This window comes from Vibrio sp. ABG19 (assembly GCF_029962385.1).
GTDB lineage: Bacteria > Pseudomonadota > Gammaproteobacteria > Enterobacterales > Vibrionaceae > Vibrio > Vibrio ostreae.
This window is the reverse complement of the sequence record NZ_CP071707.1, coordinates 1,320,060-1,338,436: the sequence shown is the minus strand read 5'-3', so window position 1 is coordinate 1,338,436 and position 18,377 is coordinate 1,320,060. Positions and strand designations below refer to the sequence as shown.

The following is an 18,377-nucleotide window of genomic DNA, read 5'->3' as shown; positions in this document are numbered from 1 at the left end:
GAGTTAGAGTATGACGACCATTACCAAGGGCGTAACCTTACAGGAAACCGCGCTCTTTAAAGCCACGTTACGCAACCGTTCTTTCACGAACATGCTAACGGAAAACTCAACCATGAACGTTACCACCAACAAGAAAGGTAACGAGCAAACTTCGCCACACGCGCCGATTGTTCGCGTCTCTGACCTGGGCAGTTCGAACGGTGATGAAGTTGAAATGCAGATTGTTCACAGTCTGACCAAAAAGCCAACGATGGGCGACCGTCGTATCACTGGCCGTGGTGAAGGTCTGGAATTCGCAGACTTTGCCCTGAAAATTGACCAGGGCCGTCACCAGGTAGACTCCGGCGGTAAAATGTCGCAGCAACGTACCCGTCACCAACTGCGTAAGCTGGCACGTACCCTGATGCCTGATTACGTGTGTACGCTGCAAGACCAAATCACCACCGCGCACCTGGCCGGCGCGCGCGGTAACTATATCTCGGATGACATTATCCTGCCGTTGGATAGTGATTCAGAGTTCAGCGAGATCATGGTCAACGACGTTTTACCACCAACCTATGATCGCCATTTCTTCGGCGGCGATGCGACGTCGTTTGAAGGTCTGGACTCAGCGGATATCTTCTCGATTGAGACGCTGGATAACCTCAACCTGTACCTGGAAGAAATGTCGCACCCACTGCAGCCAATCCGCTTTGCAGACGACAAGATGGCCGGTGATGAGCCGTTCTACTTGCTGAACGTAACGCCACGACAGTGGGCTGACTTCTATTCATCCAGCTCAGGCAAAGACTGGCAGAACCTGACCGCTAACGCGCTGTCTCGTTCGCGTGACTTCAATCACCCTGTATTCCGTGGTGACTGTGCGATGCGTGGCAACATCCTGGTGCGTAAGTACAAAGGCATGCCAGTGCGATTCAACACCGGTTCAACAGTCGATGTGTCGAACAACGACAAAGCCGCAACTATCGCACAGAAAACGGCGGGTACGACGATTGACCGTGCGATTCTGCTTGGCGGTCAGGCGCTGGCTTACGCATGGGGTAAGACCCAGGGTGGCCAGGAGTTCCGTTACCACGAAGAACAGGTGGATGCTGGCAACCGCACCGAAGTGACCGTGTACTGGATGAACGGCTCTAAGAAAATCCGTTTCAAAGACAAGACCGGTCGCGTCAATGACCACGGCGTTATCGCGCTTGATACCGCCGTTAACTTCTAACCATTGGAGTAGGGAACTATGACTATCCGACAAAGCGCGAGCTTTAATAACACTGTGTATGTGGGCGCGCACGGTAACCTTTCTTTAGAGGAAGGCCGCGTGGTTGCAGTGGCCGCAGCCATTGGCGATGAGTTTCAGGTGCTGGAATTGCCGATTGGCCTCAAGCTGACCGGCGTTCGTTTGATCACTGCTGGCCTGGGTAACGCCGTAGCCATTGATGTGAAGGTGAATGATACCGTGCTGGTGGCTGATGAAGCGGTAGCCGATGCGGTATCCAAGCACATCCCTATCGCGCCGGAATACCTGGCGGAGAAAGGAGTGCTGTCTGTCACGATTAAAGGTGGCGAAGCAACCGGCTCACTGATTGTGATGCCTGAATACGTCAACGTCGGCTTCTAAGCTGACTACAGATCATAAGGGAGCCAATGGCTCCCTTCTTTTTTTTTGGAGTGCATAATGAGCGACAAAATTTCCGTAGTTTATATTGGGCCGAAGCCGAAGAAGAAAGACACTATCACCAACTCTCGCTTGGTGTTCCCGCGCCACCAACCGGTTGAGGTATCACAAGATATCGGCTACCAGTTGCTTGATTACCCTACCGTTTGGATCCCTGAATCTGATCTGGAAAATCACTTGAAGATTGTCCAGGAGAAAGAACAGAAGGCCGCGCTTGATCGGGCGAAAGCAGAGCAAGCCGAAAAAGCGGAACAACTGGCCGCATCAATGGTAGTGGAACTGAAAGGTGAAACTATCGACCTTGCCAAGCTCAACTCAGCCAAGCTAAAAACGCTGGTTGCGGCCCATGAACTCGACATTGCTGCCAAGTCAGCGCAAGAAGATGTAGACGCGTACCGCGTCCGTATCCGTGACGGCATTCGTGCTATGGATGCTGAGCCTGCCACTGACAGCGAGGCTTAATCATGGAAACTGTCTTAGTCGATACCTTTATCCCAAAGCTGCGTCAACTGGTGAACGTTCCTCTTGCTCCGTTAATGAACGAGGTATTAGTGCAGGCCGCGCAGGAGTTTTGCCGAGAATCCGGCGTCGTTCGTTATACCAGGCCAATCGAAGCTATCGAATCCGGTTCGGTGCTCGCGGTGGTCGGTAGCTCTGAGTTAAACGGGGCAGGCTCAGGCAGTTATATCGCCAGTGAGATAATGAAAATCACGAGCGTAACCCCGCAGGAAACGCTCATTCTGACCAAAGGCGATGACTACAAGCTGCAAGGACGTGACGTTGTATGGTTCGGTGTTGATATCGTGAGCGGCGTAGTTCACTGCAGTATTGAGCCCACTCTGAACTCGACGCACGTTCCCCAGGTTCTCTTTGATGAATACCAGCAAGCGATCTGCTATGGCGCGGCGCATCTTCTCATGCTGCAGCCGGACAGTGACTGGCATAACCCGCAATTGGCTTTTGAGTACCGCCAGTGGTTCGTTGAGGCCATGCGCAGCGCAAAGCGTTTCGCCCTGGAAAATGGCGACTTCCAATCCTTCCATAATCCGACTCGCAGACGGGAGTTCTTCTGATGGCTATAACTGTTCAAACCCTGATCGACCGCATTTCGCGTGACCTGGTGGATATTCGTAACGTTCGTTGGTCACGAGCAGAGTTGACCGATTTTCTCAATGATGCGATTGCGGCCATACTGATTCGTCGTCCCGACCTAAGCCGCACCACGGCTACGGTGCCGACAGCCAGTGTAAACGTCACGTTACCTGCAGACGCCTATCAAATTCTGGCGGTCAACCACATCAACAACATTGCTGCTCAGTTCGTAGATATTAACAAACTCAATCAGCTTTACCCTGACTGGCGAGTAAAGACCGGCATTCCAACGTGTTGGGCGCGTAATGAATTGGATGAAACCACGCTATTCCTATATCCGGCTCCGGCGGAACAGGTCGATGTGGAAATCGTTTACTCGCGCAATCTGAAAGTCAGTGATGAAGCGGAAGCATTCCCGTTAACGGATATCTATGAAGGCGTTGTAGCCGACTTTGTAATGTACCGAGCCTACAACAAAGACTCGTTGAACGTCGCTGACGGCAACAAGGCACAACTGCATTTGCAAGCCTTTGCAACCGCCCTGGGCGATAAGTCGGCCTCTGACAGCGCCAAAACCCAAATGATCAAAAGCAGTGAAGGAGCCCGATAATGAGCCAGGAACTCGCAGATAGTGTTGACGCGCTGACAGCGCAAACAACGGCCCTTCTCCAAGAGTACGTTACCGCTAATACAGGCTTACAGGAAAATGCGCAGAAAGCCTCTGACTCGGCTGAAAGTGCCAGCGATCACGCTGATCGCGCACAGAGCAGTGCAGGTGAATCGGAAGCATTCAGTATACAAGCAGGGGCGCATGCAAACGAAACTAAGCAGTTTCGTGATGATGCAGCCGCGATTGTCACTGGTGGGACGGCTACAGTAGAACCAGAACCAGGTAAAATTCCGCTGGCAGACGCGTCAGGAAAAATTGACCCGCGTTGGCTGAGCGCCGCCGCGTACTTGCGCTCAGAATCTGACTTGATCGCAGACAGAGAGGCCATGCAGAGAGAATATGCTGGTAGTGGGATGCTTCATGCAGGTAAGCATGCGGATCGGAGTAATGCAGTAACAGTTAACGAGGGGATGTGGGCAATAAACAATCAATCATCGTTTGCGAACAAAATAATCGTCGGTAGACCTTTCGGAGCCGACTCTGGCGGAACATCGAAAACCCATTATGCTGAGTTTAATTTGTCGGGCGTTTCAATAGCACTAAAAGGTATAGGGCGGGATGTTGAAGATGAGTTTCATTTTAGCCTACCTCCCGCGCCGCAAGGAACGGAAGTATATGATGCCTCAACAGGGGAGCACATCAATTACGAGACAGATTTAGACCCTCGTTACGGGAACGTTGCTTTGACAAGAGACGAAGCAGTGTTGCGTGCTCATGAAGGTTTGGTAAAGAATGGATTCTTCCAATATGGCTTGGACGGTTGGAGTCAGGATACCCTACTAAAGAGAGCCGAAGTTATTGATGGTGCACTGTTAATTGAAGATTACCAATCATCAGGAGACTCATACATCCATCAATGGATGGACATTCCAGACGGTACAGAGTTCGTATTTGAAGTTGATATAGAAGAACTGCAACCTGGTTGCACGTTCTATGCTGAGATGGCGTATGCGGGAGCTTCTGCACATGATTATCTAAGGGTATCCGAAGCAGGAGTTCATACTAAAACTTTTAAAGTCCCTGAAAACTCAGGAGATAAGATTCAGCTACGCATAAGAGACGACAATAATACGGGAGGAACTATGGTTATAAATAGTATTACTCTAACGCCCGTGTCTCGTAGTGTAGTAACTCATCCTGTAGACCTTGTCGCTCTTGAGATTTACTTGCGCGAAATAAATACGGATGATCCGATTCTTTATCCATACGGGATGCAGCAATGCGCCCTGACGCAAGTTGATGGTATTTCTACAGTTGTTAATGATTTTCGACCACGTAGTCATTTCGATGCCTACCCAGGCCAAGGGGCTCCAGCAGGCAGAGGTTTCAATATTCTCAACGGTAGCTTGAGTGAGGAACAATTAGCTCAAATTTTCCAGAACAAGAAGCATAAAGTTTATCGATTAAGCGATGGTAAAATTGTCCAATGGACAGTATCACAACGCACGATTAGAGGTGCCGGGAATGGTGACTGGCAAAACCTCCAATCTAACGCAGTTACGGGAGTGCGTTATTCTACCTTTTCTTCAGGATTAGTCACGGCGAGAGGTCAGCTCGATTCGCCATCACCGTCTGCTTATTATGATAATGAGAGCAACGGTTACAATACTCTGCCAGAAGTCGGAATGTTTACTTCTCGAAGTGCTCAGGATCTTGGGGTCGCTGTAAATGGAGAGTGCTACCTTTACGTATTATCTACTGTGCCTCGTCTTAATCAGGGAGTATGGCACCCGACCAAGAACCCACACGGTACAGCGACAGCCACGGTACCAGAGAGTATCAATCCAAGTTCCAAAGTAGCCACAAATTTACAGCAACAGATGATAGCATTGGCGCACTATAGAACGGCAGCCTATTTGTTTAAAACAGGGAATACCTATGGCCAAGAATTTGTTCCAGGGCGATACGTGGATACTGGTTCCGTTAATGAACCGAGTAACTACAACGCAATACGGCCTGATGGAAAATTGCACGATATTATATTTGGTGGTGGCGTTGGGGGTGTCATTGATTGGCGTAAGCCAGCATATCCATCTTCTGTTATTGATGATGCTAAAGTCCTGGAGAAATGTAAAAACAGCTCTTACCGTGGGTTAGAAAAGCTAAAGCAGGCCCGTTTAACTCGCGGAAATGAGTCTGGTCGGAATGGAAATACATTCGGGGTGTATACGACAAGCTCAAGGGTACAAGTGTATGGAAACGATACGCTAGGACGCAGCTACACGTCATTTTTGAAGGTAGGTGATGTTATATACCTATATCATTCCGGCTTGAATGAAGTTGTTAAGGCAATAGTATTTAATGTGGCTAGCGATAATGTTTGGTGCCAATATGTTGAGAATTCCGCGAGTCAATGGGGATTTGCTACAGCAATGGCTTCAACCAGCGAATTGTACATTCTGGCACTTGAAAGCGCAGGCATTTCCGTTTCCGGCACATTTAAAATGATGGATGTAGTAGCGAGTATCGAGTCTATAATCAACAGCCCTTTATTATCGGAGGGGTGGCTTGGTGGGTTCGTCCATGTTGCACCGAATGGTAACTATTCTTCGTTCCCATTATCACGCCCTGCATCAGCACCTGCGATCACATATGCAAGGTCTAATAATTATGGGACAACCTGGGTCATAGGACCGGTTACATTAAGTTCTACAGACACAGAATTGAATCAATACTCGGCTACGTTAGCTGAGGGCTCAATCTGTCTTTTGTTCTACGATGTGTGGGCGGCTATCACTCGGCCAAGTAGTGCAAGGATGCCAATGTTAGGGGGGCCGACATGTAATCTTGGTGTGTTTGTTTCTTGCGATTCTAAGGACATGAATGGACGAAATTTATTAGCATCAATGATTAATAAAGTCTGCTCTTCTAATTCATCAGGCGTTCAATATGATCATCTTTCCGTGTTGTCTTGTAATTCCTCTGGCAATAGTGGAGTCATACGAAATGTTCCGGGGCCAAGCCACGCAAAAGTGCCTTTAGGTGCCCCCAATAACAGCTCAATCGCCGGAAAAGTTCTCACATATCCTATTGCTAAAGATGGGGTGCGAACATTGCAGTTCCAGTGGAATGAATTGCGATTTGTTGGGAATGACTGGGGGGATAGCAATGTAATGACCATCGTCGATGGGATAAGTTCATACACTGATTTAAACAATAACACATTGTTATGTGGCTGCTCTGAATTAGCCATTCCCTATGGATTTATTGATAATCGTGCGCGCGCTGGTTTCCAAACTAAAGGAGTCGACTTGTAATGTTTGATAATACTCAAGGAACGCTGTTCGACCTACCAGATCCCATTCGTAATTTCTATCACGAAGAACTGAGGACATTGCCTACGGGAAATAAAATTTCATCGGTATATAAATACCAGGATGAGGATGGTGTAGAGCAAGAATCCGTACGTTTAGTTGATGAATACATTGATGTGTCATTCCTAGTTGAGAACCCGCGTGATGACCTTAAAAGTTGGGCCTTTGTCTCATTAGCAAAAGAGCGTGGTGATCCTGAATTTGTGAAATACACCATCAGCAAAGCGTGTGAAGCGGAGAAATGGGCGTTTCATGATGAGTATCTGGCCTGGCTTGAACGAACCCCCGTACTCGATGACAGCGCATTTCTGGAGCGCATCGATGAGGAGTCTGAACCGGTGTTTTCGCCAGCGCTTTATGATGCTGCGATCGATGCGTGGCAACTTGATGAGCCTATTTTAGCAATATCGGATGAGAGCCAGATAGTGGCGGACTATCATCAGGAACTCGCTAAATCGACCCGAGAAAGCGTGGTTGAAAGCAACATCGAGTTGTTTAATGTCGTTTGGCAAGTTGATGCGTCTGGTCGGGATAATATGACCTCTGCTATCGCGTATGCTGAACGCTTGGGAATGCCCGAAGATACTGTTCGGCAGTGGATCCTCGCAGACAACTCAGTGCGAGAAACGTCGGTTTCTGAACTGAAATCTGTGCTCAATGCGTACACCGAGCGCCTTGACGCCGTATATGTTTCATACACAGCTTGGCGAGAAGGTTCAAAGCTAGAGCCCTTTGTTTATAGCGCTGAATAATCGTCCCCTTCCTTTTAAAGCGGCCCTTGGCCGCTTTTTTTGTCTTTACAGGTCTGAAAATGCGAATTGACGTACCCACGATGAAAGGGGAAGTCCCTAGACTTGAACCCCATTTACTGCCGAACGAAGCCGCGACCTTGGCTGAAAACTGTGAATTCGAACGTGGCATTGTTTCGCCATTAAGAAACGATGCAGACGGCCCTGAGCTTGCTATCTCTGCTCCGGCAACCCTGTTTTTATACGCACATTCACACTGGTTTACGTTTGCTGAGCGTGTGGATGTGATCGCTAACCCGATGGCACAAGACCAGTATCAGCGTGTCTACTGGACAGGGCAGCAAAAGCCTAAGCTGACGGCCCAAGATATTGCGACCGGCAGTGGCGTTATGCCTGCCGCATGGTATGACCTTGGAGTGCCAAGACCGTCAAGCCCTCCGATTGTGACTAATGTGGATGATTCGACCGGAGAAGACCCGCTAGAGGGAGAGCTGCCGTCTTATGACGATGAAGACCGGCTATACATCCAGACTTACGTGACAGCCTTTGGTGAGGAAGGTGGCCCAGGTGATGCCAGCGCTTCGGTGTTGATTGAAAAGCCAGGCTCTACCGTGACGGTCAGCTTAGCGACGCCAGGAGTGAATACCCACAATATCACGCATACACGCCTTTACCGGTCGGTCACATCTGGTGGTGAAGGTGATTACTTGCTTGTGGCAGAGCTGCCTATCAGTCAGTCAGAGTATGTTGATTCGGAGCGTGACATTAACGGCCCGACGCTGGATACCTGGGATTACGATGTACCTGACGAATCCATGCGCGGTCTGTGCTCAATGGCAAACGGGATATGTGCCGGATTTGCTGGCAACGAGGTAATGTTCTCAGAGGCGTACCTTCCTTACGCCTGGAACCGTGCTAATACGGGCGTGACTGACGATGATATTGTTGCGATAGCGCCAATAGAAACGTCATTAGTTGTAGCGACCAAAGGCAAGCCCTTTCTTTTTTCGGGTATCAATCCTGAAACCATCACCGGCCAGCGCCTGAACGTAGAGCAAGCGTGTGTCAGCCCTGACTCATTAGCCGTTATCAATGGCATGGCATTATATGCTTCGCCGGATGGCTTAGTTGCGATTTCATCATCCAGCGCCGTGGTGATCACAGAAACCATTATCGACCGAGAGAGCTGGCAAGCCTTTAAACCTGAAACCATTCGGGCCTGGGCGAACGACGGCAAATACATCGCTCAATATGATGGCGGCGCATTTATCTTCGACCCTGGCACTCAAAGTTTCACCCGCTTGTCTGCGACCTGGGACGCGGCCTACAACTACCTGCAAGACGATACTCTTTATATCGCACAAGGTGGTTACCTCAATTCCTGGCGGCGTGGCTCTGAACACCTTTCTATGGCCTGGCAAAGTAAGCAGTTCCTTATCCCTCAAGACTCAATGATCACCTGTGCGCGTATCCAGGCAGAATCCCCCGAACGCCTAAAAGTGTCCTTCTTTGTGGATGGCGAGACGGTTTATGAGCTGAGCCCGGGAGAATTGACCGACATAGCTTTCCGGCTACCGGCTATGCGTGGCACCAAGTGGCAGGTCAAGATTGAAGGCGCGAGCAAGGTAGAGCGAATTATACTGGCAGACGCAATGGTGGAATTGTACTGATGGCAAAAAAGAAAAACCCTTTCCGAGCCGGACGCACCCTAGAGGCGCTATACGAGAACGTTGAAATACTCACCGGCCAACGAGGCAACGGGGCTCACCGAGCTGTCACCGAAACCGATGTGGCCACATTAAAAGGAACCGTTAACCGGATCATGGTCGGCTCTACATCCAATCAGGGTGACAGTGAGATAGTTGAAACACCTCACGCCCCGCAAAACGTGAAAGTGTTTGGTGGATTTTCGTCAATCTTGATCCAGTGGGATAATCCCACGTTTAGTGGTTTTGCTCATGCTGAAGTATGGCGCGCCACGGAGAACAATTTATCTCAAGCAGTTTTGATAGCCACCACACCGGCCACTGTATTCGGTGATGTCGTTCGCCCTGGTAGTGCCTATTACTATTGGGTGCGATTCGTTAATCGCTCAGATACCCCAGGGCCATACCAAGATGTGAATGGGGTTCTTGCAGAAACGTCGCCTGATGTTGGCAGTATCATTGATGACCTGGCTGAACAGTTGAGAGAGTCAGCGCTTGTGGCTGAGTTGCAAGCCGATATTGACACGAAAGCGGAGCGCGAAGCGTTAGAGCAAGCAAAAGCCGATCAGGTCACCGGTGATGCCGCGCTGCAAGCCAGTATCGATGCTGCTAACGATGCCATTGACCAGGCAAAATTGGATTTAACCGCCGCCGATGCCACGTTGCAAAGTGGCATTGATGCCGCAAATTCCGCCGTCGTTCAGGCTAAGAATGACTTAGAGCAAGCCGATTTAGCATTGCAAGCCGGTATCGATGCAAGCAACCAATCCCTGGCGCAAGCCAGAACTGATCTGCAATTAGCGGATGCGGAATTACAAGCCGGTATCGATGCGGCCAACCAGGCCATTGACCAGGCGAAGGTTGATCAAGCCCAGTCAGATGCGACTTTACAAGCCGGTATCGATGCGGCCAACCAGGCCATTGACCAGGCGAAGGTTGATCAAGCCCAGTCAGATGCGACTTTACAAGCCGGTATCGATGCGGCCAATGTTGCGATTGATCAGGCTAAAGCTGACCAACAAGCCGCCAGTGCAGACCTGCAGGCCGGTATCACACAGATTTCTGATGCGTTAAACCAGGCTGTTAGCGATCTGTCACAAGCCGACGTTGATTTGGACGATGCGCTCACGTTCGCCAAGACCACGATTGATAGTGAGCTAGCGCGCATTGAGCAGGAATACAAATCTGCAGACGGACTGGTTACGGCCAATATCAAATCGTTGGAAACGGTGTTAGCCGATACCAGTTCAGTCCTGGCAATGCAGATCTCACAACTGAACGCGGCCTATGAGACAAGAACCGAGGCCCAGGCGGTAGCAACCACCGCGCAGATCACGGAATCGCAACGGCTGCTTACCGAAGCTGATCAAGCATTAGCTGAGATAGTGGCGTCGTTAGAGGCGACGCTGCAATCCAATGAAACAGCATTAACGGCGCAGATTTCGTCACTAGAGCAGGTTGTCGTGAACAACGAACAAGCCATGACGCAGCGTGTTGATGATATGGACGCAGCCTACAAGTCGGCGGATGCAGCGACCAATGCCAACATTTCTGACCTGCAGAAAACTGTTACAGACGGTGATTCGGCTCTGGCTCAGCAAATTGATGCTCTCGATGCCGCTTATAAATCGGCTGACTCCACGACGAACGCCAACCTGACTGCGTTAGAACAAACGGTAGCGGATAAAGACCAGGCAATGGCTCAAAGGGTTGATGGCTTAGAAGCGGATTATCAATCCGCCGATGCGGCTACCAATGCAACTCTCACCACGCTACAGCAGACGGTGACGGATGGGAACAGTGCGCTGGCGCAACAGATTTCGGATCTCGATACCGCGTATAAGGCCGCAGACGCGCAAACAGACGCTAGTCTCGCAACACTGGAGCAGACGGTCAGCGATAATGAACAAGCGATATCTCAGCGTGTTGATGAACTCGATACCGCTTACAAGGCAGCAGACTCAGCAACGAACGCCAGTCTAGCCACGCTGCAGCAAACAGTAAGTGATGGTGATGAAGCGTTAGCGCAGCAGATATTAAATCTGGATGCGGCGTACAAGGCGGCGGATGCGTCCACAAACGCAAGCCTCACGTCACTTTCTCAAACGGTCAGTGATAATGAACAGGCAATCACGCAGAGAGTTGATGAACTAGACGCCGATTACAAAGCCGCCGACAACGCCACCAACGCGAATGTATCTGCCCTAGAACAAGCGGTCGCGGATGGGGATTCCGCCCTGGCACAGCAGCTCAGTTCTCTCGATACCGCGTACAAGGCAGCAGACACGGCGACGAATGCGAACCTGGCAACACTGCAGCAAACAGTGAGTGACAATGACCAGGCGATGGCGCAGAGAGTGGATGACCTGGACGCGGCCTATAAGGCGGCAGACAGTGCCACGAACGCGGCGATAGATACTCTTGAGCAAGTTGTAAGTGCTGCAGACGAAGCTCTCTCGCAACAAATCAATTCGCTTTCTTCCAGCGTGGAACAAGCCGATCAGAAAAACTCTGCAGAGCTGCAGGAACTAACACAGACTATCGCTTCATCAGCGCGTGTCCTGGCCCTGCAAATTCGCCAACTGAATGCGGCTTACAAAACGTCAAGCGACGCAGAATCCGCCGTCAGTGAAGCGAATTTTACTGAATCTCGCCAAGCCCTGGCAGATGCAGAACAAGCGCTAACCGAACAAATTAGCGCAATGGATACCGCATATAAAGCCGCTGATGCGGCGACCAATGCGAGTCTATCCACGTTAGAACAGACGGTGAGTACCAACGACCAGGCAATGTCGCAAAGAGTGGATGATATCGATGCAGCGTTTAAGGCGGCAGATGCAACCACCAATGCGAATGTATCTGCCCTGGAACAAGCGGTCGCGGATGGCGATTCAGCCCTGGCTCAGCAGATCAGTTCTCTCGATACCGCGTACAAGGCATCAGACGCGACGACGAACGCCAGCCTGACGGCCCTTGAGCAAACCGTCAGCGACAACGACCAGGCGATGTCGCAAAGAGTGGCTGATATCGATGCAGCGTTTAAGGCGGCAGATGCAACCACCAACGCGAATATATCTGCCCTGGAACAAGCGGTCGCGGATGGGGATTCCGCTCTGGCACAGCAGATCAGTTCTCTCGATACTGCGTACAAGGCAGCAGACGCGACGACGAACGCCAGTCTGACGGCCCTTGAGCAAACCGTCAGCGACAATGACCAGGCGATGTCTCAACGAGTGGCTGATATCGATGCAGCGTTTAAGGCGGCAGATGCAACCACCAACGCGAATGTATCTGCCCTGGAACAAGCGGTCGCGGATGGCGATTCAGCCCTGGCTCAGCAGATCAGTTCTCTCGATACCGCGTACAAGGCATCAGACGCGACGACGAACGCCAGCCTGACGGCCCTTGAGCAAACCGTCAGCGACAACGACCAGGCGATGTCGCAAAGAGTGGCTGATATCGATGCAGCGTTTAAGGCGGCAGATGCAACCACCAACGCGAATATATCTGCCCTGGAACAAGCGGTCGCGGATGGGGATTCCGCTCTGGCACAGCAGATCAGTTCTCTCGATACTGCGTACAAGGCAGCAGACGCGACGACGAACGCCAGTCTGACGGCCCTTGAGCAAACCGTCAGCGACAATGACCAGGCGATGTCTCAACGAGTGGCTGATATCGATGCAGCGTTTAAGGCGGCAGATGCAACCACCAACGCGAATGTATCTGCCCTGGAACAAGCGGTCGCGGATGGCGATTCAGCCCTGGCTCAGCAGATCAGTTCTCTCGATACCGCGTACAAGGCAGCAGACGCGACGACGAACGCCAGCCTGACGGCCCTTGAACAAACCGTCAGCGATAACGATCAGGCGATGTCTCAACGTGTGGATGGTCTTGAATCCGATTACCAGGCGGCAGATGCGGCGACGAACGCCACGTTAACCGCGCTGCAGCAAACGGTGACAGATGGCGATCAAGCTCTTGCACAACAAGTAGCGTCTCTCGATGCGAGCTATAAAGCGGCCGATGCTGCAACCAATGCCAATTTAAGTACGCTTGAGCAGACGGTGAGCGACAATGACCAGGCAATGAGCCAGCGTGTGGATGACCTGGACGCGGCCTATAAGGCAGCAGACAGCGCCACAAACGCGGCGATAGATACGCTTGAGCAAGTTGTAAGTGCTGCAGACGAAGCGCTCTCGCAACAAATCAATTCGCTTTCTTCCAGCGTGGAACAAGGCGATCAGAAAAACTCTGCAGAGCTGCAGCAACTAACGCAGACTATCGCCTCATCCGCGCACGTCCTGGCCCTGCAAATTCGCCAACTGAATGCGGCTTACAAAACGTCAAGCGACGCAGAATCCGCCGTCAGTGAAGCGAATTTTACTGAATCTCGCCAAGCCCTGGCAGATGCAGAACAAGCGCTAACCGAACAAATTAGCGCAATGGATACCGCATATAAAGCCGCTGATGCGGCGACCAATGCGAGTCTATCCACGTTAGAACAGACGGTGAGTACCAACGACCAGGCAATGTCGCAAAGAGTGGATGATATCGATGCAGCGTTTAAGGCGGCAGATGCAACCACCAACGCGAATGTATCTGCCCTGGAACAAGCGGTCGCGGATGGCGATTCGGCCCTGGCTCAGCAGATCAGTTCTCTCGATACCGCGTACAAGGCAGCAGACGCGACGACGAACGCCAGCCTGACGGCCCTTGAACAAACCGTCAGCGATAACGATCAGGCGATGGCGCAACGTGTAGATGGTCTTGAATCTGATTACCAATCCGCCGACGCCGCTACTAATGCCAGTCTCACGTCCTTACAGCAAACAGTGAGCAGTAACAATCAGGCCATTTCTCAGCGTGTAGACACGGTTGAAGCCACTGCCGGTGATGCGAGTGCCGCCGCGCAGACTAATGCACAAGCTATTGCTGAAATTAATGATGACGGAAGCGAAGCGTTTCGCGCTCTGTGGGCAGCGAAAGCTCAGGCCGGTGACATTTCCGCAGGTATTGGTATCCTGGCCGATTCGGAAGGTACTAGCCAAGTGGTGGTCAGTGCGACACAGTTCTTTGTTTATGATCCCAACTCACCTGGTCAGGTTAAGCCATTATTTGCCGTCCAAAATGGCAACGTCATTATGCAGCAAGCGATGATTGAAGAAGCCACAATACAGATTCTGGCCGCTCAACAGATTGTGGCTGATAGTGTTAAGGCTGGCATTGAAATGACCGCGCCCGTAATAAATGGTGGTGACATCAATGGTGCACGGCTCATGCTCGGCCCTGGTGGCCCGTTTAATGGCTACAATGTTTATGTCGATGGTTCCGGTAACATGTGGATGAAAGGCCACATGGAGGCAACAAGCGGCTCAATTAAGAACCTGACCGCTTCAAATGTGGTGATTGATGAAAGTTGCCAGGTGCTAGGAATGCTGGAGGCCAATCAGATTAAGGGCGATATTTATACGGGCATTCGAGTTCACAAGGCGAGTAATTACAATCGGTATGTAAACTCAAGCAATAATGGCACTAAGTACGTTATTGGAACTTGGGAGATCGAAAGCACCAATATAGATAGATTGCTAAGGGTGCCGCCGATGGACTGGAGCACAGGAGGCGGCAACGTTTACGTTTGGGTAAGATATCGAAACCTTGCTAACGAACAAGTTTACCAGAGTGTTCAATACGCCCCTGGTACTGGTGGAAACGTATATATTGAATTACCAGCCGAAGTGACCCCAAGGATGATACCCTTTGAGTTGGTTGTTGCTGGAACTCTTTGGGGGAACGTAAGCGGCTTTACTTTTACATTCAATGCTCAAGATATTGACTTTGCCTTATACAAGAATAGAACGATTAATATATGATAGAGTTGTATGAATACACAGTTATCATTGCAGCCTTACGATAAGTGGCGAGGTAGACTTTACCCCATACTTTTGAAAACAGAACATAAAAACCGTCATGCTTTTGCAGAGAACGTTGATCGCGCCTTACTTAACCGTAAGGCGTTTTTGTTTCTGTCGCCGGATGGTTTCCTGGTGCTGAAACCGTTTGATGGTGACAAGGTGTGCATTATGTTCGCGTATTCGTTTGTGCAAGGTGCCACCACAAAGTACCAACCCGAAATTGAACGGCTGTGCCGCCAGATAGGGGCGAAGCAGCTTGTTTTCTGTACCGCTCTCGGCAAGGCATTTGCCAGGGTAAGTAAAAGGCTCGGCTACCAGTTGGTTGAGAAAAATGGTCATATCAGTACCTGGTTGAAGGAGTTAGTTTAATGGCAGGTGATCCAGGCGGCGGCGAACGCAAAGAAACAGCAGCAGAAAAGGCAGCGTCTCAAATTGCTGTCAAGCAATGGAATATCTATAACAAGGAGTTGAAGCCGTTCGAGAATCTATTCATGCAGCGAGTGGATAACATTAACTCAGATTCTAATATGGCAGACGTGAAGCAATCGACTGACCTGAGTTACAACCGAGAGTACGGCAAGGCAAGAGAAGCAACTGCGGAGAACCTGGCGCAAGCCGGTATCGACCCGAGTTCCGCTAAGTTCCAATCTACGCTCTCTGACCTGGCAACCGATCAGGCAATTGCTCAAGGGGATACGGTCAACCGAGCGCAAAGTGCTGAACAAGACAAGTACGTCACCGGTAAGCAGGATATCGTTGCGATTGGCCAGGGACAAAAAGCAGAAGGTTTGGCCGGTATCAATGATACCGCGAACCTGGCTTCACAACGTGCAACCAATGATGCGTACAGCGATTTTAACCGCAGTGCAGCGACCGCCCAAACCGTGGGAACATTGGCCGGCATTGGAACCAGCATGTATTTAAATCGTGATACGGTAACGCCGGACACAGGATTCGTCTCTGACCAATCGAGGTCATTATCCTTGGCTGACAACCGTGTTTATAACCCGCAATCGGCAACGCATCTTGGAGGTCGATAATGTCTTTTGGCGGTATCATCAATGGTGTGCTGAACACATCGTCTTCTACTTCGTCATCCGGCAATATTTCAGTCAGCAACTCAGCAGAAAACAACTACGCAGCGGTGACGAATCAGCAGTATCAGGATTGGTTGACACGGTTTTATCCGCAGCAAAAGCAGTTGTTGGATCAGACCCAAAGCGGCGAACTGCTCGACCAGCAACTCGCGCGAGTAGACGACAACTTTTCCAGCGCTCAGAACAGCGCAACGTTAGCCAATGTCAATCAGATGGGCCGCTATGGTGTCCAGGCAACGGATGATGAAAATAACCAGGCCAAAACGTCATTAGCCGCCGTCACGGCAAAAAACAGCTTGCGTGAGAACGAACAAGATCGCGCCATGAGTGTATTAAGCGGCAGTCCTCGCGGTGCGCTGGCGCAAATGAATGTGGGGTAAAGCATGAGTTACAGTTTAATGAGTCTTGGCGCTGATACGCGCAAACAGGCGTTAGCGGGGTTGCGTTCGTCAGCGCAGCGTGAAGTTGAGCGCGACAACGTGAACCAGAACATTAAGGACGCCAAGCGGCAAAAAACATTGTCGGCCATCGGGGCCGGTGCCGGAATCGGCACGGCAATCGCGCCAGGGTTTGGTACTGCAGTCGGCGCGGCTGCAGGTTTTGTTGTCGGGGAGTTGTTCTAATGGCTTTAGATACCAGAGGGTTTATGGATGGTGCATTGCGCGGGTTCGACGTAGCAGAGCGCCATTATCAGCGTCAAGAAGACAATGAGCGCCGTCAGATGCTTGATGAGCGCAATGAAGAACGTTATCAGAATGAACGAGCACGTCTTTCTGATATCGATGAGCGCAATGAAGAACGTTATCAGAAAGAGCAAGACTACCGGCAGAAAAAAGACGAGAAAGAAGAACGGCGTTATCAAGCCTCTCAGAAAAAGCAAAGCGCTCTGCAGAGCATTCAAATGGAGAATCAGGCCGCTCAGCGTGATGTACACAAATGGGATCTTGCTCAGAAGAAGAAGCTCGGGTATTTGACGGAGAATATGCCGCTTATCCAAGCCGGTGCGCAGAAGTTTATTGAGAGTGGAGAAATTGATCCGATATTCGATAATGAGTACGTCAAAGGCAGTGCGTATGACCCAAGGCGCTACTCACCTCGCGTTGTCCAAGCTGCTTATGAAGTAGAGTCGGCCATGCCTCAAGTATTGAATGGCTCTATGTCCTACCAAGATCCGCGATTCACCAAAGCAGTGGGGACATTGCTAGACCGAAACGCGAAGCAAGGCATTGGTGAAAAAGACCCGCAAACCGGTAAAGTGATCACTGATAAGCAGTACCTGCGGCATGACTTTGTAGCGGATATTGACCCAAACCGAGAAGGTGAGCAGCCAGGCGTTGTCGTCGGCCTTAAGGTGACGTATGACGACGGCTCAACCCGTAACGCTGCCGTCACCGAGGGGCGTGGGGCAGGTGCTGACCAGGCGGTGAAAGTCATTCCCCTGGAAGACTTCATGAAGGACGTAACCGGTCAAATAACTTTAGCGAAGGAATATTTTAATAATGATAACTACGCGAAGCTGTTTAGCGGCTCAGATAAAAAGACTCAATCCGAAGTGGCAAAGCAATGGCGTGACGCGGTAACTGAGCTTGAGCAAGACCGAAGTGAGGCGCTTGGTAACTTACTTGATGCGACGCCAGAGCAAAAGGATGCGGTTAACCAGCGCTTTGATGAGCGTCGTGCAGCCATTGACCAGGTATTTGGTAAAGCTGGAGGCCCGAGAGAAGGCAGTCGCCTGACTCCGGCTCAGCAGTGGGCAGCGCAGGATCCACAAAAGCAGCAGTTTATCGCTGAACTCAGTCAGAGTTTGGATGTGTCGAACATCGCGCCAGAAACGTTAGAGCAGAACTATCAGAGAGCGGTCAAAATGCGGCAAGATGCCGAAGGCGAAAAGAAAAGGCAGGAACAACTGGCGAAGTTACGATCTGAAAAGCAAGGTGGTGGTGAAAGTGATTATGACCGCGCTAACCGTGAATACCTGGCACGTTCGCCACAATGGCAACAAAATCTATCATCCGGCTTGCGTGATGTTTTTCGCCCACCATCCGCGACTTCCAATAAAGAAGTCGATTACTCAGGCTATAGCGGAACTGCACGGCCATTTTAATCTGCCGGTAGGCGATGAAATCAAAGTGTGGTAGATTTTCCCATACTAAAACCAGTCTCTC

The 18,377-nt window shown here is 50.7% G+C and carries 14 protein-coding genes; all 14 read left to right on the top strand.

Features of this window, described 5'->3' with window-relative positions; translation table 11 throughout:
• The first annotated feature begins 10 nt into the window (after nucleotides 1–10).
• From J0X00_RS05945 to J0X00_RS05880, 14 genes are read left to right on the top strand one after another with little or no spacing between them, the layout of a single operon-like run.
• Nucleotides 11–1,216 carry a DUF4043 family protein gene (locus J0X00_RS05945; RefSeq protein ID WP_282476626.1) on the top strand — a complete coding sequence of 402 codons (1,206 nt, stop codon included), beginning with the start codon at nucleotides 11–13 and terminating at the stop codon, nucleotides 1,214–1,216.
• An 18-nt stretch (nucleotides 1,217–1,234) separates the two neighbouring features.
• The gene (locus J0X00_RS05940) at nucleotides 1,235–1,615 is read left to right on the top strand and encodes a hypothetical protein (RefSeq protein ID WP_282476625.1); all 381 of its coding nucleotides are present in this window, start codon (nucleotides 1,235–1,237) and stop codon (nucleotides 1,613–1,615) included.
• Nucleotides 1,616–1,672: 57 nt separating this feature from the next.
• Complete coding sequence (locus J0X00_RS05935) at nucleotides 1,673–2,134, top strand: hypothetical protein (RefSeq protein WP_282476624.1); 462 nt, start codon at nucleotides 1,673–1,675, stop codon at nucleotides 2,132–2,134.
• 2 nt (nucleotides 2,135–2,136) lie between these two features.
• Nucleotides 2,137–2,745, top strand: a complete 609-nt coding sequence (locus tag J0X00_RS05930) for a hypothetical protein (protein WP_282476623.1) — start codon at nucleotides 2,137–2,139, stop codon at nucleotides 2,743–2,745.
• A complete protein-coding gene (locus J0X00_RS05925; protein WP_282476622.1) occupies nucleotides 2,745–3,374 on the top strand; it encodes a DUF6682 family protein in 630 nt (209 codons plus the stop codon). The genes J0X00_RS05930 and J0X00_RS05925 overlap by 1 nt, the downstream gene beginning before the upstream one ends.
• Nucleotides 3,374–6,691, top strand: a complete 3,318-nt coding sequence (locus J0X00_RS05920) for a hypothetical protein (RefSeq protein WP_282476621.1) — start codon at nucleotides 3,374–3,376, stop codon at nucleotides 6,689–6,691. The genes J0X00_RS05925 and J0X00_RS05920 overlap by 1 nt, the downstream gene beginning before the upstream one ends.
• Nucleotides 6,691–7,500, top strand: a complete 810-nt coding sequence (locus J0X00_RS05915) for a DUF4376 domain-containing protein (protein WP_282476620.1) — start codon at nucleotides 6,691–6,693, stop codon at nucleotides 7,498–7,500. Before J0X00_RS05920 ends, J0X00_RS05915 begins: the two co-directional genes overlap by 1 nt.
• Nucleotides 7,501–7,559: 59 nt before the next feature.
• Entirely contained in the window at nucleotides 7,560–9,167 is a 1,608-nt protein-coding gene (locus tag J0X00_RS05910) for a hypothetical protein (RefSeq protein ID WP_282476619.1), read from the top strand.
• Nucleotides 9,167–15,073 (top strand): hypothetical protein, encoded by a 5,907-nt coding sequence (locus tag J0X00_RS05905; RefSeq protein WP_282476618.1) that lies wholly within the window; start codon nucleotides 9,167–9,169, stop codon nucleotides 15,071–15,073. The genes J0X00_RS05910 and J0X00_RS05905 overlap by 1 nt, the downstream gene beginning before the upstream one ends.
• Nucleotides 15,074–15,082: 9 nt before the next feature.
• Nucleotides 15,083–15,484 carry a hypothetical protein gene (locus J0X00_RS05900; protein ID WP_282476617.1) on the top strand — a complete coding sequence of 134 codons (402 nt, stop codon included), beginning with the start codon at nucleotides 15,083–15,085 and terminating at the stop codon, nucleotides 15,482–15,484.
• The gene (locus J0X00_RS05895) at nucleotides 15,484–16,155 is read left to right on the top strand and encodes a hypothetical protein (protein ID WP_282476616.1); all 672 of its coding nucleotides are present in this window, start codon (nucleotides 15,484–15,486) and stop codon (nucleotides 16,153–16,155) included. The genes J0X00_RS05900 and J0X00_RS05895 overlap by 1 nt, the downstream gene beginning before the upstream one ends.
• The gene (locus tag J0X00_RS05890) at nucleotides 16,155–16,592 is read left to right on the top strand and encodes a hypothetical protein (RefSeq protein WP_282476615.1); all 438 of its coding nucleotides are present in this window, start codon (nucleotides 16,155–16,157) and stop codon (nucleotides 16,590–16,592) included. Before J0X00_RS05895 ends, J0X00_RS05890 begins: the two co-directional genes overlap by 1 nt.
• 3 nt (nucleotides 16,593–16,595) lie before the next feature.
• A complete protein-coding gene (locus J0X00_RS05885; RefSeq protein ID WP_282476614.1) occupies nucleotides 16,596–16,835 on the top strand; it encodes a bacteriocin in 240 nt (79 codons plus the stop codon).
• A complete protein-coding gene (locus tag J0X00_RS05880; RefSeq protein WP_282476613.1) occupies nucleotides 16,835–18,316 on the top strand; it encodes an ATPase in 1,482 nt (493 codons plus the stop codon). Before J0X00_RS05885 ends, J0X00_RS05880 begins: the two co-directional genes overlap by 1 nt.
• The last annotated feature ends 61 nt before the right edge of the window (nucleotides 18,317–18,377 follow it).